This window comes from Uliginosibacterium sp. 31-16 (assembly GCF_030730865.1).
Taxonomy (GTDB): Bacteria; Pseudomonadota; Gammaproteobacteria; order Burkholderiales; family Rhodocyclaceae; genus Uliginosibacterium.
This window is the reverse complement of record NZ_JAVALZ010000001.1, coordinates 1,381,349-1,393,623: the sequence shown is the minus strand read 5'-3', so window position 1 is coordinate 1,393,623 and position 12,275 is coordinate 1,381,349. Positions and strand designations below refer to the sequence as shown.

The window sequence follows — 12,275 nt, the reverse complement described above, 5'->3', positions numbered from 1 at the left end:
CGGCGCCCCGCCGGCTGCGACCTAGCGGAACACCCCGACATGACAAAAGAAAACAATCCAGACAAAGAAGCCCGCCACAAAGCGCGCATGGAACGCAAGAAAGCCATCATTGACGCTCACATCGCCGAGGCCAGCGAAGAACGCGGCCTGCTGCTGATCAACACCGGCAACGGCAAGGGCAAGAGCAGCGCGGCTTTCGGCGTGCTGGCCCGCGCCCTAGGCCACGGCATGAACTGCGCGGTGGTCCAGTTCATCAAGAATCGCTCGGACACCGGCGAGGAAGCCTTCTTCCGCGATCACCCGCGCGTGACATGGCATGTGATGGGCGACGGCTTCACCTGGGACACCCAGGACAACGCCAAGGACACAGCTACCGCGCGCGTGGCCTGGGAACAGGCGCTGGTCTATCTGCGCGACCCGGCCATCGATCTGCTGATTCTCGACGAATTCACCTACACACTGAAATACGGCTGGCTGCCGCTGGATGAAGTCACACATGAACTCGACAGCCGCCCCGCCATGCAACATGTGATCATCACCGGCCGTGCCGCCCCCGAAGGTCTGATCGAAATCGCTGACACGGTGACCACCATGGATCTGACCAAGCATGCCTATCACGCCGGCGTGAAAGCCATGCCCGGCGTCGAGTGGTAACAACGCATGAGCACTTGTCGCGCCTTCCTCATCGCCGCGCCCGCCTCCGGCCAGGGCAAGACCACCGTCACCGCTGCGCTGGCCCGCCAGGCACGTGCACGTGGCGAGCGCGTCCGCGTGTTCAAGACCGGGCCGGACTTCCTCGACCCGATGATTCACGAACGCGCCAGCGGCGCCCCCTGCTATCAGCTTGATCTGTTCATGGGCGGCCTCGAGCACTGCCGCGCGCTGCTCGCCCAAGCTGCACAGGATGCAGACCTGATCCTCGTCGAAGGCGTGATGGGCCTCTTCGACGGCAAACCCTCCAGCGCCGATCTGACCCGCGCCTTCGGCTTGCCGATTGTCGCCGTCATCGACGGCAGCGCCATGGCCCAGACTTTCGGCGCGCTGGCACACGGACTGGCAAGCTTTCAGCCCGATCTGGAGTTCGCCGGCGTGATTGCCAACCGTGTCGGCAGCGAACGCCATGCCGACATGCTGTTTGAATCCCTGCCACCGCACATTCCCGGCCTCGGCTGGCTGCCGCGCGAAGCGGCGATCACCCTGCCCGAACGCCATCTGGGCCTGCTGCCGGCCGCCGAACTGGCTGATCTGGACGCCAAGCTGGACAAAGCAGCCGCGGCGCTACGCTTTGACCCTTCACTCATTCTCGAATGGGAAGGGGTTTCCGACGCCCCACTTCCCACTCCCCACTCCCGATTGAAAGGCCAGCGCATCGCTGTCGCCCACGACGAAGCCTTCTGCTTCAGCTATCCGGCCAACCTTGACACATTGCGAGCGCTGGGTGCAGAGCTGACGTTCTTCTCGCCACTGCGCGACGAGACTCTGCCCGCCTGCGATGCCGTCTGGCTGCCGGGCGGCTATCCCGAATTGCATGCTGCGAAGATCGCTGCCAACAGCGACATGCAGCTGGCCCTGCTCGCCCACAGTTCAGCGGAAAAACCGCTGCTCGCGGAATGCGGCGGCATGATGAGCCTGTTTGAAACCCTGGTGACCGCCGACGGCGCCATGCACGCCGGCTTCGGTCTGCTCGAAGGCGCGGCACTGATGCAGAAGAAACTCGCCGCTCTGGGCCTGCAGGCTGTCGACCTGCCCGAAGGCAGCCTGCGCGGCCACAGCTTCCACTACTCGCGCAGCGAAACACCGCTCACACCGATCGCCACCGGCACGAATCCGAATGGCGGGCCGACGACCGAAGCGGTGTATCGCGTGGGGCGCACCACGGCGAGCTATATCCACTTTTACTTCCCATCCAACCCGGACGCGGTCGCCGCGCTGTTCACCGCATGACGATCACGCTGGCAATTCTCCTCGGTGTACTGCTCGACCGTCTTCTCGGCGAAGTGCCGCGCTGGCATCCGCTGGTGGGCTTCGGGCGCAGCGCAGCATGGCTGGAGAGGCGCATCAACAAAGGCTCTGCACGCATCCTGCGTGGAGCGCTAGGCTGGACGCTCCTCGTAGCCCCCCTTGCTCTGGGAGCCTTACTGCTGGCGGGTCTCCAGCACGGCTGGATTGTGGATGGCATCGCCCTCTATTTCGCCCTTGGCGCGCGGGCGCTGACCGAACACGGGCATGACGTGGCGCAAGCCCTGCAGCATGGCGACATGGAAGAAGCCCGCCGTCGCACCGGCTACCTCGTCAGCCGAGAAACCACCCGGATGAACGAGGAGCAGATCGCCCGCGCCACCACCGAATCCTTGCTGGAAAACGGCAACGACGCAATCTTCGGCGCGCTGTTCTGGTGTGCCGTGGCCGGCGCGCCAGGTGTGATCCTGTACCGGCTCGCCAACACCCTGGACGCGATGTGGGGCTACCGCAATGCGCGCTTCAACGAATTCGGCCGCATCGCGGCACGCGTCGATGATGTGCTGAACTTCATCCCGGCCCGGCTCACCGCACTCACTTACGCCCTGCTCGGCGAATGGCGCCGCGCCCTGCGCAGCTGGCGTGCGCAGGCCGCCGGCTGGAGCAGCCCCAATGCCGGCCCGGTAATGGCTGCGGGTGCAGGCAGCCTCGGCCTGCAACTCGGTGGTGCCGCCATCTATGAAGGCATCGTCGAAGAGCGTCCGCTGCTCGGCGAAGGCCGCCCTGCCGAGGGGCGCGACATTCCGCGCGCACTGACGCTGATTTCGCGCAGCCTGCTGGTCTGGATCGCGGTGATGGGTTTGGGAGACACGCTTGTCCACCTCTTCTAGCCTCCAGCACGGCGGCCGCCTGCGTGCCGCCGCGCATGATTTCCGCATTCCGCTGCAGCGCTGGCTGGATCTGTCCACCGGCATCAATCCGCGGGGCTGGCCGGTGCCGTCGCTACCTGCCGAAGTGTGGCGCCGCCTGCCCGAAGACGACGACGGTCTGGCCATGGCCAGCCTCGCCTGTTTCGGCGGCCATCGCGTGCTGCCGCTGGCCGGCTCGCAGGCCGCGATCCAGATCCTGCCACAACTGTTCAGCCCGCGCCGGGTCGGAATTCTGTCACCGTGCTACGCCGAACATCTGAAGGCCTGGGTCGGCGCCGGGCATCCGGTCGAGAGCGTTGCTTACGAGGACGCCGAACAGGCCGTCGAGCGGCTCGACGTACTGCTGCTCACCAATCCGAACAATCCCACCGGCCGACTCGTGCCGCCCGCCACGCTACGCGCATGGCATTCTCGCCTCGCCACCCGGGGCGGCCTGCTGGTGGTGGATGAAGCCTTCATCGATGCAAGCCCCGAGCTCAGCGTGCTGGGCGATGCCAATCAGCCGGGGCTGGTCGTCCTGCGCTCACTCGGCAAGTTCTGGGGGCTCGCGGGCATCCGCTGTGGCTTCATCGCCGCGAAAGACCATGTGCTCGATCAGCTCAATGAGCGCCTCGGCCCGTGGACCGTCAGCGGCCCGGCACGCTGGGTGGCGCAACGTGCGCTGGCCGACCGCGCCTGGCGCGAGACCACCGCGAACAGCCTGCACGCAGCCAGCGCCCGCCTCGCGGCCTTGCTCGCCGCCCACGGTCTGCCCTCACCCTCCGGCTGCGCGCTGTTCCGCTGGGTGCCGACACCGCTGGCACATGAGCTGTTCATCGCCTTCGCCAAACGCGCAGTCCTCACGCGCGAACATGACGGCGGCCTGCGCATCGGCCTGCCGGGCGCAGAGGAAGAATGGGAAAAGTTCGAAGCCGTGCTCGCCGAGGTGATGGCATGAAGGCCAGAACCCTGATGGTGCAGGGCTGCACCTCGGATGCCGGCAAGAGCACCGTGGTCGCGGCGCTCTGCCGCTGGCTGGTACGCGGCGGGATGCGTGTGGCGCCCTTCAAGCCGCAGAACATGGCCTTGAACTCCGCCGTCACCGCCGACGGCGGTGAAATCGGTCGCGCGCAGGCCGCACAGGCCATGGCCTGCCGCATCGCCCCCACCACCGACATGAACCCGGTGCTGCTCAAGCCCAATACCGACGTCGGCGCGCAGGTGATCATCCAGGGCCATGCCATCGGCAACATGGATGCGTTGGATTACCACGCCTACAAGGCCACCGCGAAGGCTGCCGTGCTCGACTCCTTCGCACGCCTGTGCGGCCAGTATGAGGCGGTGATTGTCGAAGGCGCCGGCTCGCCCGCCGAGATCAATCTGCGCGCCAACGACATCGCCAACATGGGCTTCGCCGAGGCCGTGGATTGCCCGGTGATCATCGTCGCCGACATCGACCGTGGCGGCGTTTTCGCCCATCTGGTCGGCACGCTGGAACTACTTTCCGAAACCGAGCAGGCGCGCGTGAAGGGCTTCGTGATCAACCGCTTCCGTGGCGACATTGCATTGCTGCAGAACGGGCTGGACTGGCTGGAAGCGCGCACCGGCAAACCGGTGCTGGGCGTGCTGCCCTATCTGCACGGCCTGCAGCTCGAAGCCGAAGATGCGATTGCCCGCGATGTTGTCTCGCCCGCTGGCGAAGGCCAGCGTCTGCGCGTGATCGTGCCGGTCACGCCGCGCATTTCGAACCACACCGACTTCGACGCCCTGCGCCTGCATCCGCAGATCGACTTCCGCTTCATCGGCCCGGATGAAGCCATTCCTGTGGCTGACCTGATCGTACTACCCGGCTCCAAGGCCGTTCGCGCCGATCTCGAATTCCTGCGCGCCCAGGGCTGGGATGCAGCGATTGCCAAGCACCTGCGCTACGGCGGAAAAGTCATCGGCATCTGCGGCGGTTTCCAGATGCTCGGCACCGAGATTGCCGATCCGGATGGTCTGGAAGGCGCGCCGGGCGTGGCTTTCGGGCTAGGCTATCTGGAGATGCGCACCACGCTTGCCTCTGCGAAGCAGCTGCGCAATGAGCACGGAACGCTGAACCTTCCATTGCCGTCATCCCGGCGCAGGCCGGGATCCAGTGGAAGCGTCGCCGCCACGTCCGATCTGGATTCCGGCCCGGACGAAGGCCGGCCTGTCCTGAGCCTGCCGAAGGGCCGGAATGACGCCAAAATTGAAGTACGTGGCTACGAAATCCATGCCGGCGTCACGCACGGTCCGGCACTGGCCCGCCCCGCCGTGCAACTCTCCGGCGGGCCGGATGGTGCCATCTCGGCAGACGGCCAGATCCTCGGCACTTACCTGCACGGCCTCTTCGATTCGCCCGAAGCCTGCGACGCCCTGCTCGCCTGGGCCGGTCTGAGTGAAGCAAAATCGCCAGATATCACCGCGCTGCGTGATGCGAGCATCGAACGGCTGGCGGATACCATTGCCGAGTTCATGGATACGGAAAAGCTCATGGCGATTCTGAAAGGAGATTTGTAATGGGTCTGGATGCCGTGGAATTGGTGATGACGACGGAAGAAGAGTTCGGCATCGACATCCCTGATCAGGATGCATGGCAACTCACCACCCCACGCATGCTGGCAGACTACGTGGCAAAACGCCTCGGAGCGATCGGACGTAAAGAACAGGCTCATTGTCTTTCGCAGGCCCAGTTTTATCGATTACGTGCGCACTGGATAAAACATCTTGGAGCAATGCGTCGGCAAATACAGCCTGATACTCCGCTGAAAGACCTTCTGCACGGAGACTTGCGTGAACACTGGCGTGAACTCCGAGCCACGATATGCCTTCGCAGTTTGCCGCGTTTGCAGACCTCGGCATTCATCAAAAAAATAGCTGTCTCCACTCCCGTACTGCTTGCAGCGAGCATACTCCTGACGGACTTCCCGGTTGGAGCGATGCTACCTGTTTTGCTGCTTGGATGGATTGGTGCTGCTCTGATATGCCGTCGTGTCGCCAACCAGTTACCCGAAAACCTGAATGCCGTACGCGACCTGTTGCCACACATCGCCATCCCGGAAAACAAAGATCTTCTTCCCAACGATATTTTGCAGCGCGTACTAAAGACCACCTCCGTTTATGTGGCTATTCCACTTGAGAAGATCCAAGCAGACCATGATTTCGTAAAAGACCTTGGTCTCGATTGAGGCGAATACCATGACCCTCAAGCCTCCACCCCTCACCCTCGCCCTGCTGCTCGCCGCGCTCGCGGTGCCGGCGGCGTTCGCGCTAGGCTTGCTGTCGGGCTCGGCGGGCTGGGGCTGGCCAACCGAAGAGATCTTCTGGCTGATCCGCCTGCCGCGCGTGCTCGCCGCTTTCGGCACGGGTGCGGCGCTGGCACTGGCCGGCGCCTTGATCCAGCTGGTTACCCGCAATCCGCTCGGCGACCCGCATGTGCTGGGCGTGACCAGCGGGGCCTCGGTCGGCGCGCTGCTGATGCTGATGCTGGCGCCGGCCGGCCTGCTGCTGGCGCCCGAGCTCGGCGCGGTCGCCGGCGCCCTCGGAGCCATGACATTGGTGTTCGCGCTAGCCTGGCGCAGCATGGGCCGGGGCCTCGCCCCCAGTGCCTCGCCCGGCACGGTGATCGTGCTGCTGGTGGGAGTGATGATCGGCGCGGCCTGCAGCGCGGCAGTGTCCTTCATGCTGGCGATGGCCAATGACCAGCAGTTGCGCAACATCGTTTTCTGGCTGCTCGGCGACCTGAATGGTGCAGCTTTGTGGTGGCCGGTGTGGGCCGCCACCGGGCTGGCGCTACTGCTGGCCTGGCCGCGTGCGCAAGAGCTGGACTGGATCGCGCGTGGCGATGCCTGGGCGTGGACGCTGGGTGTGCCGGTGGCCAAGCGCCGCCGCACCGCGATCTTCGCGGCCTGCCTCGCCACCGGGGCGGCGGTCGCTACAGCCGGCAGCATCGGCTTCGTGGGCCTCGTCGCGCCACACATCGTGCGTCTCACCGGGCTGCGTGCGGCGCGCGTACTGCTGCCCTTCTCGGCCGTGTTCGGCGGCGTGTTTCTGGTGCTGGCCGACACCGTGGCGCGCACCGTGATCGCCCCTGCGCAATTGCCGGTCGGCGTGATCTCCGCTGCGGTGGGCGTGCCGCTGTTCCTGATGCTGCTCTTGCGGAGACGGGCATGACAAGTCAAACATCAGCTCATCCCAAGTTTGACGCCGCCCCGAATAAAGGCGTGGGCGCTTCTTTGCGCCTGGAAAACCTGCACCTGAATGCCGGTGGCAAACCCGACGGCCGCATGCTGATCGGCGAGCTTTCCCTGTCGATGAACCCGGGCGAGCGCTGGGTGCTGCTGGGGCCCAATGGCGCAGGCAAGTCCACCTTGCTGGTAGCCTTGGCCGGACTCCTTTCGCCAAATGCAGGCTGCATCCTGATGCAGGGCAGGCAACTGACCGACTGGCCCGGCGAAGCGCTTGCGAAACAACGTGCCTGGTGCCCGCAATTCTGGCTCGATCCCTTCCCGGTAAGTGCCTGGGAAACGGTGGCCTGCGCCTTGTTCGCGCTGCACCCGGAACACTCCGCGAACGAAGTAGAAGGCCACGCACGCCGCTGGCTCACCGAGTTCGACGTCGGCCATCTGGCCGATACCGATGTGCGCATGCTCTCGGGCGGCGAGCGCCAGCGCGTGGCACTCGCCACCGCCTGCGCCCAGGGCGCGCCGCTGTTGCTGCTCGACGAACCCAGCTCGCATCTGGACTGGTCTCACCAGGCCTTGCTGCAGGCACGCCTCAAGGCGTGGGCGGCAGATGGCGGCACGGTACTGGCCGCTGTGCATGACCTGAACCTGGCCTGGACGCTGGCGACCCACGCCCTGCTGCTCGATGGCAAGGGCGGTGCGGTACATGGCACGCGTGACGAAGTGCTGCGCGCCGACGCGCTGTCTGCCGCCTACGGCGTGCCGGTGAGCCTGCGCGAGGAAAATGATGCGCGCTGGTTCCGCGTTGATCTGGAGAATCCGACATGAAACATATCTTTCTGGGCTTCGCGCTGTGTGCCACGCTGGGCCTCGCCCACGCGGCCCCGATCACGGTAAAGGACGATGCCGGTCACACCCTCACCCTGAAAGCCCCGGCCCAGCGGGTAATTTCGCTGGCGCCCAGCCTCACCGAAATGCTTTACGAGGCCGGTGGTGGCGACAAGCTGGTCGGCGCGGTGGAGTACAGCGATTTCCCGCCGCAGGCGCTGAAAGTGCCACGCATCGGCAGCAACCAGAAGCTCGATCTGGAACGCATCGCCACCCTCAAGCCGGACCTGGTACTGGTGTGGTTTCATGGCAACGCACAGCGCGAGGTAGAGCGCCTGCGTGCCCTGGGCATCCCGATGGTCTGGTTCGAACCACATGGCATCGCCGACATTCCCGGTGTGCTGGAGCGCATCGGCCGGTTGATGGGTAGCGAGCACCTGGCCAGCGCCGCCGCCACGAATTTCCGCGCCCGCCACGCCACCCTGCAGAAGGAAAACGCCGGACGGGCCCAGCTGCGGGTGTTCTATCAGGTTGCCCAGAAGCCGCTGTTGACGATCAACGATCAGCAGATCATCTCCGACGTGATCCGCCTGTGCGGCGGGGTGAACGTTTTCGGCAAGGAAAGTGCGCTGGTGCCGCAACTCTCCACCGAGAGCGTCATCGCCGCCAACCCGGATGTCATCCTCACGGCGCGCATGGGCGGCAGCGGTGAAGGTCCTGTGCGGGCAATGGACGAAGCCTCGCTGGCCGGCTGGCTGAAATTCGGCTCGCTCACGGCGGTGAAAAACAAACAGCTGTGGCTGATCCCGGGTGACACCATCAGCCGTCACGGCCCACGCATCCTCGATGGCGCGCAGGCGGTGTGCTCGGCGCTGGACGACGCGAGGAAGGCGAAATGAGCCGCCACTTCGTCATCGGCGGCGCGCGCTCGGGCAAGAGCCACTTCGCCCAGGGCATCGCCGAAACACACGCCGGCGAGATCCAGCTGATCGTCACCGCCGAAATCCTCGACGAAGAAATGCGCGAGCGTGTCGCCAAACACCGCGCCGAGCGCCCGGCACACTGGCGCGTGACCGAAGCGCCTCTCGATCTGCCCGAAGCCGTCACCCGCCTCGCCCGACCCGGCGCCTGTGTGCTGGTCGACTGCCTCACGCTGTGGCTGTCGAACATTCTGTGCACACAGCCGGACACGCTCGAGAGCCGCGTGCAGAGCCTGTCTTCAGCCATCCTGTCTGCACAGGGCCAGCTGGTGCTGGTCTCCAACGAGGTGGGCTGGAGCATCGTGCCCGAGAACAAGCTCGCTCGCCTGTTCCGCGATGAGCAGGGGCGTCTGAACCAGCGCGTCGCCGCGCTCTGCGACGAGGTCACGCTGGTAGCGGCGGGCCTGCCGCTGAAGCTCAAGTAGGGCACGCATTGCGCACGCCCCTGACCGATTTCAATCAACAAACGGTGCGCAATGCGCACCCTACTCACTGAGCAAACCATGACCATTGCCTTCAACATTCAGCCCCTCTCGCACGAACTTGCTCCGACCTTGCAGCAGCGCATCGACACGCGCACCAAGCCGCTGGGCAGCCTCGGCCGCCTCGAAGCGCTGGCCCTGCAGGTGGGCCTGATCCAGCAGACGCTGACGCCTCAGCTGTCCGCGCCGCGCATCGCCGTGTTCGCCGGTGACCACGGTGCGGCCAAGGCTGGCGTGGGCGCTTACCCGCAAGAAGTAACCGCACAGATGGTGATGAACTTCCTCGCCGGCGGTGCGGCCATCAATGTGCTGGCGCGCCAGGCCGGGCTGGAAATCACCGTGATCGATTGCGGAGTGGCCAGTGAAGTGCAGGGCGAGTCGCGCCCCGGTGTGGAATACGTGGTCGCCAAGCAGGGGCACGGCACTGCCAACTACCTGGAGCAGGCTGCGATGACCCCGGCTCACTGCGATGCGGCCATCGCCAGCGGCGCCGGGCTGATCCGCGGCTGGCATGCCGCCGGCTGCAACGCCATCGGTTTCGGCGAGATGGGCATTGGCAACACCTCCACCGCCAGCCTGCTGACCCATTTCATCGTCGGCACCGATCTCGACATGGTGATCGGTCGTGGCGCCGGGCTGGACGACGCCGGGCTGGCACGCAAGCGTGGCCTGCTGGCGCAGGCTGCCGCACGTGTGGCCAGGCGCCAGCTGTCGCCACTTGAGGCACTCGCTGAGTTCGGCGGTTTCGAGGTTGCCACCATGGTAGGCGCGTATCTGGCCGCAGCGGAAGCACGCATGCTGATCGTGGTCGATGGTTTCATCGTCACCAGCGCGCTGCTGGTGGCACACGCGATCAATCCGTCGGTACTGGATTACTGCGTGTTCGCCCACGGCAGCGCCGAGCCCGGCCACGTTGCGCAACTCCAACACCTCGGTGCCGAGCCGCTGCTGCAGCTGGGCATGCGCCTGGGCGAAGGCACCGGGGCGGCCAGCGCCTTTCCGCTGATCCGCGCCGCACTGGCCTGCATGAACGAAATGGCGGGGTTTGAGGATGCAGGCGTGAGCGGGGCCGCCTGATGCGCGAGCTGCACCGCTTCCTGATCGCTCTTGGGTATTTCACCCGTTTGCCGGTGCCGGCCTGGGTCGGCTGGTCATCTTTCGAGCTGAATCGCGCCACACGCTATTTCCCCTTGGTGGGATTGCTGGTCGGCAGCGTTGCGGCGGCCAGCCTGTGGGTCGCGTTGCAGTTCTGGACGGGACCGATCGCGGTGCTGCTGTCCATGCTGGTGAGCCTGTTGCTGACAGGCGCCTTTCACGAGGACGGACTGGCCGATTCGGCGGATGGCTTCGGCGGAGGCTGGGAGAAAGCCAAGGTGCTCGCGATCATGAAGGATTCGCGCATTGGCACCTATGGCGCGGTCGCTCTGGTCTGCGCGCTGTTGCTCAAGTTCGCCGCGCTGGATGCGCTGGGCTGGCAAGCCCTGCTTGCCCTGCCGCTGGTGCACGCCGCCTCGCGCGTGCCACCGCTGTTGATCATGGCTTTCATGGCCTATGTCCGTGAGGACGACAGCACGCGCGCCAAACCCGTCGCCGAAGGATTGGGAATGACCGAATGGGTCACCGGCAGTCTGCTGGGCCTGTTGCCGCTGGCGTGCGCCGTCGCCCTGGGCCTGCTTGCGCCGCTGCGCGCGGTGGGCTTGCTCCTCGTGCTGGCTGCGGCCGGGCTGATCTGCGCGCTCTATTTCCGCCAGCGCCTCGCGGGCTATACCGGTGATGCGCTCGGCGCCGCGCAACAGGTGTGCGAGCTGACCAGCTATCTGGCCCTGTGCGCGCACGGCATGGCATGAGTCAGGTTTACCTCATCCGCCATCCTGCTGTCGCCGTGCCCCCTGGCATCTGCTACGGCCAGAGCGACGTTGCCCTGGCCGCCCCGGTCGAAGCGACAGCGGCGCACCTGCGGGCACAGTTGCCCGCCCGCTTCCGGCTGCTGAGCAGCCCGCTCACGCGCTGCCGGCTGCTGGCCGAGGCATTGGGCGAACCGGTGTTCGATGCACGCCTGATGGAAATCGACTTCGGCAGCTGGGAATTGCGGGCCTGGGATGAAATCGAACGGCATCTGATCGATGCCTGGGCCGCCGATCCGCTGCATTTTCGCGCCCACGGCGGCGAAAGCGTGATGCAGATGGCCGAGCGGGCGATCTCCGCACTTCAACAGGCTCTGGCTGAAGAGCCGCGCCCAGTGGTCATCGTGGGGCATGCCGGCCCGCTACGGGCGCTGGCCGGGCATCTTCAGGGCATGCCGCCGCAGAGCTGGATGCAGCTTGGCTTTGCGTACGGCAGCCTGCTGCCGCTGGAAATCTAACCGACGGCGGGAATGCCGGGCTTGTCCGTCCGCGCGGCCTGCTGCATGTGAAAGGCCAGTGCGGCGTCGAGCGTCGCGGCATGCTGGCCAAACCATGCGGCCAGCGATTCGGCCACTTCGCGCCCCGCGCCATGAACGCCGGCACGCAAATCGGCGGCCGCACTTTCGAGCAGGGTCAGCACCCCTTCATGATCCCGCAGGTGATTGTCGATGGCAGGCATCTGACTGAGCTGCATCCAGTTTTTTTCCTGCGCAAAGTGTTCCTTGCAATGCACGAAAAGCTGGGTCAGACGCACAAGTTCCTCGGCATCCGGCGCATCGGCCAGCGCATTGGTCAGGGTGACGAACTCCTGATGCGCGGCGTCCATCGGACCGCCTTGCAGGGCGTGCAAACTGTCTTGCCATTCGAGTCGGCTCATGCTGTCTTCTCCATGTGGAAATCAGAGCGTCTGCGCGCCCTCTGCTTTGTGCCAGCGTAGCAGTTTCCGGCCCCGGCGTCGCGCTCATTGCAGCACGCCGGAGGACTTCACGGCGCCACATTGCCCGTTACA

At 65.5% G+C, this 12,275-nt stretch carries 14 protein-coding genes; 13 read left to right on the top strand and 1 reads right to left on the bottom strand.

The features are described from left to right. The first annotated feature begins 39 nt into the window (after positions 1 to 39). From cobO to cobC, 13 genes are all read left to right on the top strand, one after another. A complete protein-coding gene (gene cobO / locus Q9Q94_RS06460; protein WP_305979202.1) occupies positions 40 to 654 on the top strand; it encodes a cob(I)yrinic acid a,c-diamide adenosyltransferase in 615 nt (204 codons plus the stop codon). 6 nt (positions 655 to 660) lie between these two features. Further along, positions 661 to 1,944 (top strand): cobyrinate a,c-diamide synthase, encoded by a 1,284-nt coding sequence (locus Q9Q94_RS06455; RefSeq protein WP_305979201.1) that lies wholly within the window; start codon positions 661 to 663, stop codon positions 1,942 to 1,944. Next, positions 1,941 to 2,849, top strand: a complete 909-nt coding sequence (cbiB, locus tag Q9Q94_RS06450) for an adenosylcobinamide-phosphate synthase CbiB (protein WP_305979200.1) — start codon at positions 1,941 to 1,943, stop codon at positions 2,847 to 2,849. Before Q9Q94_RS06455 ends, cbiB begins: the two co-directional genes overlap by 4 nt. Then, a complete protein-coding gene (gene cobD, locus Q9Q94_RS06445) occupies positions 2,833 to 3,825 on the top strand; it encodes a threonine-phosphate decarboxylase CobD (RefSeq protein WP_305979199.1) in 993 nt (330 codons plus the stop codon). Before cbiB ends, cobD begins: the two co-directional genes overlap by 17 nt. Further along, positions 3,822 to 5,408: a cobyric acid synthase gene (locus Q9Q94_RS06440; protein WP_305979198.1), complete on the top strand. Its 1,587-nt coding sequence runs from the start codon at positions 3,822 to 3,824 to the stop codon at positions 5,406 to 5,408. Before cobD ends, Q9Q94_RS06440 begins: the two co-directional genes overlap by 4 nt. Further along, the gene (locus Q9Q94_RS06435; protein WP_305979197.1) at positions 5,408 to 6,076 is read left to right on the top strand and encodes a phosphopantetheine-binding protein; all 669 of its coding nucleotides are present in this window, start codon (positions 5,408 to 5,410) and stop codon (positions 6,074 to 6,076) included. The genes Q9Q94_RS06440 and Q9Q94_RS06435 overlap by 1 nt, the downstream gene beginning before the upstream one ends. A 10-nt stretch (positions 6,077 to 6,086) precedes the next feature. Beyond that, positions 6,087 to 7,061: an iron ABC transporter permease gene (locus Q9Q94_RS06430; RefSeq protein WP_305979196.1), complete on the top strand. Its 975-nt coding sequence runs from the start codon at positions 6,087 to 6,089 to the stop codon at positions 7,059 to 7,061. Beyond that, complete coding sequence (locus tag Q9Q94_RS06425; RefSeq protein ID WP_305979195.1) at positions 7,058 to 7,900, top strand: ABC transporter ATP-binding protein; 843 nt, start codon at positions 7,058 to 7,060, stop codon at positions 7,898 to 7,900. The genes Q9Q94_RS06430 and Q9Q94_RS06425 overlap by 4 nt, the downstream gene beginning before the upstream one ends. Next, positions 7,897 to 8,799, top strand: a complete 903-nt coding sequence (locus tag Q9Q94_RS06420) for a cobalamin-binding protein (RefSeq protein ID WP_305979194.1) — start codon at positions 7,897 to 7,899, stop codon at positions 8,797 to 8,799. Before Q9Q94_RS06425 ends, Q9Q94_RS06420 begins: the two co-directional genes overlap by 4 nt. Then, on the top strand, positions 8,796 to 9,305 hold the full coding sequence (cobU, locus tag Q9Q94_RS06415) for a bifunctional adenosylcobinamide kinase/adenosylcobinamide-phosphate guanylyltransferase (protein WP_305979193.1): 510 nt from the start codon (positions 8,796 to 8,798) through the stop codon (positions 9,303 to 9,305). Before Q9Q94_RS06420 ends, cobU begins: the two co-directional genes overlap by 4 nt. Positions 9,306 to 9,383: 78 nt before the next feature. Then, positions 9,384 to 10,439: a nicotinate-nucleotide--dimethylbenzimidazole phosphoribosyltransferase gene (gene cobT, locus Q9Q94_RS06410; RefSeq protein WP_305979192.1), complete on the top strand. Its 1,056-nt coding sequence runs from the start codon at positions 9,384 to 9,386 to the stop codon at positions 10,437 to 10,439. Further along, entirely contained in the window at positions 10,439 to 11,209 is a 771-nt protein-coding gene (locus Q9Q94_RS06405; RefSeq protein ID WP_305979191.1) for an adenosylcobinamide-GDP ribazoletransferase, read from the top strand. The genes cobT and Q9Q94_RS06405 overlap by 1 nt, the downstream gene beginning before the upstream one ends. Then, positions 11,206 to 11,724, top strand: a complete 519-nt coding sequence (gene cobC / locus Q9Q94_RS06400) for an alpha-ribazole phosphatase (protein WP_305979190.1) — start codon at positions 11,206 to 11,208, stop codon at positions 11,722 to 11,724. Before Q9Q94_RS06405 ends, cobC begins: the two co-directional genes overlap by 4 nt. On the opposite strand, the gene Q9Q94_RS06395 is transcribed toward cobC, so the two are convergent. After that, positions 11,721 to 12,143 (bottom strand): hemerythrin domain-containing protein, encoded by a 423-nt coding sequence (locus Q9Q94_RS06395; protein WP_305979189.1) that lies wholly within the window; start codon positions 12,141 to 12,143, stop codon positions 11,721 to 11,723. The genes cobC and Q9Q94_RS06395 overlap by 4 nt on opposite strands. Positions 12,144 to 12,275: the final 132 nt, after the last annotated feature.

Excerpts from the sequence above, each read along its gene's own strand:
- cobO (WP_305979202.1), top strand. The coding sequence starts at position 40 with ATGACAAAAGAAAACAATCCAGACAAAGAAGCCCGCCACAAAGCGCGC.
- Q9Q94_RS06455 (WP_305979201.1), top strand. The coding sequence starts at position 661 with ATGAGCACTTGTCGCGCCTTCCTCATCGCCGCGCCCGCCTCCGGCCAG.
- cbiB (WP_305979200.1), top strand. The coding sequence starts at position 1,941 with ATGACGATCACGCTGGCAATTCTCCTCGGTGTACTGCTCGACCGTCTT.
- Q9Q94_RS06440 (WP_305979198.1), top strand. The coding sequence starts at position 3,822 with ATGAAGGCCAGAACCCTGATGGTGCAGGGCTGCACCTCGGATGCCGGC.
- Q9Q94_RS06435 (WP_305979197.1), top strand. The coding sequence starts at position 5,408 with ATGGGTCTGGATGCCGTGGAATTGGTGATGACGACGGAAGAAGAGTTC.
- Q9Q94_RS06430 (WP_305979196.1), top strand. The coding sequence starts at position 6,087 with ATGACCCTCAAGCCTCCACCCCTCACCCTCGCCCTGCTGCTCGCCGCG.
- Q9Q94_RS06425 (WP_305979195.1), top strand. The coding sequence starts at position 7,058 with ATGACAAGTCAAACATCAGCTCATCCCAAGTTTGACGCCGCCCCGAAT.
- Q9Q94_RS06420 (WP_305979194.1), top strand. The coding sequence starts at position 7,897 with ATGAAACATATCTTTCTGGGCTTCGCGCTGTGTGCCACGCTGGGCCTC.
- cobU (WP_305979193.1), top strand. The coding sequence starts at position 8,796 with ATGAGCCGCCACTTCGTCATCGGCGGCGCGCGCTCGGGCAAGAGCCAC.
- cobT (WP_305979192.1), top strand. The coding sequence starts at position 9,384 with ATGACCATTGCCTTCAACATTCAGCCCCTCTCGCACGAACTTGCTCCG.
- Q9Q94_RS06405 (WP_305979191.1), top strand. The coding sequence starts at position 10,439 with ATGCGCGAGCTGCACCGCTTCCTGATCGCTCTTGGGTATTTCACCCGT.
- cobC (WP_305979190.1), top strand. The coding sequence starts at position 11,206 with ATGAGTCAGGTTTACCTCATCCGCCATCCTGCTGTCGCCGTGCCCCCT.
- Q9Q94_RS06395 (WP_305979189.1), bottom strand. The coding sequence starts at position 12,143 with ATGAGCCGACTCGAATGGCAAGACAGTTTGCACGCCCTGCAAGGCGGT.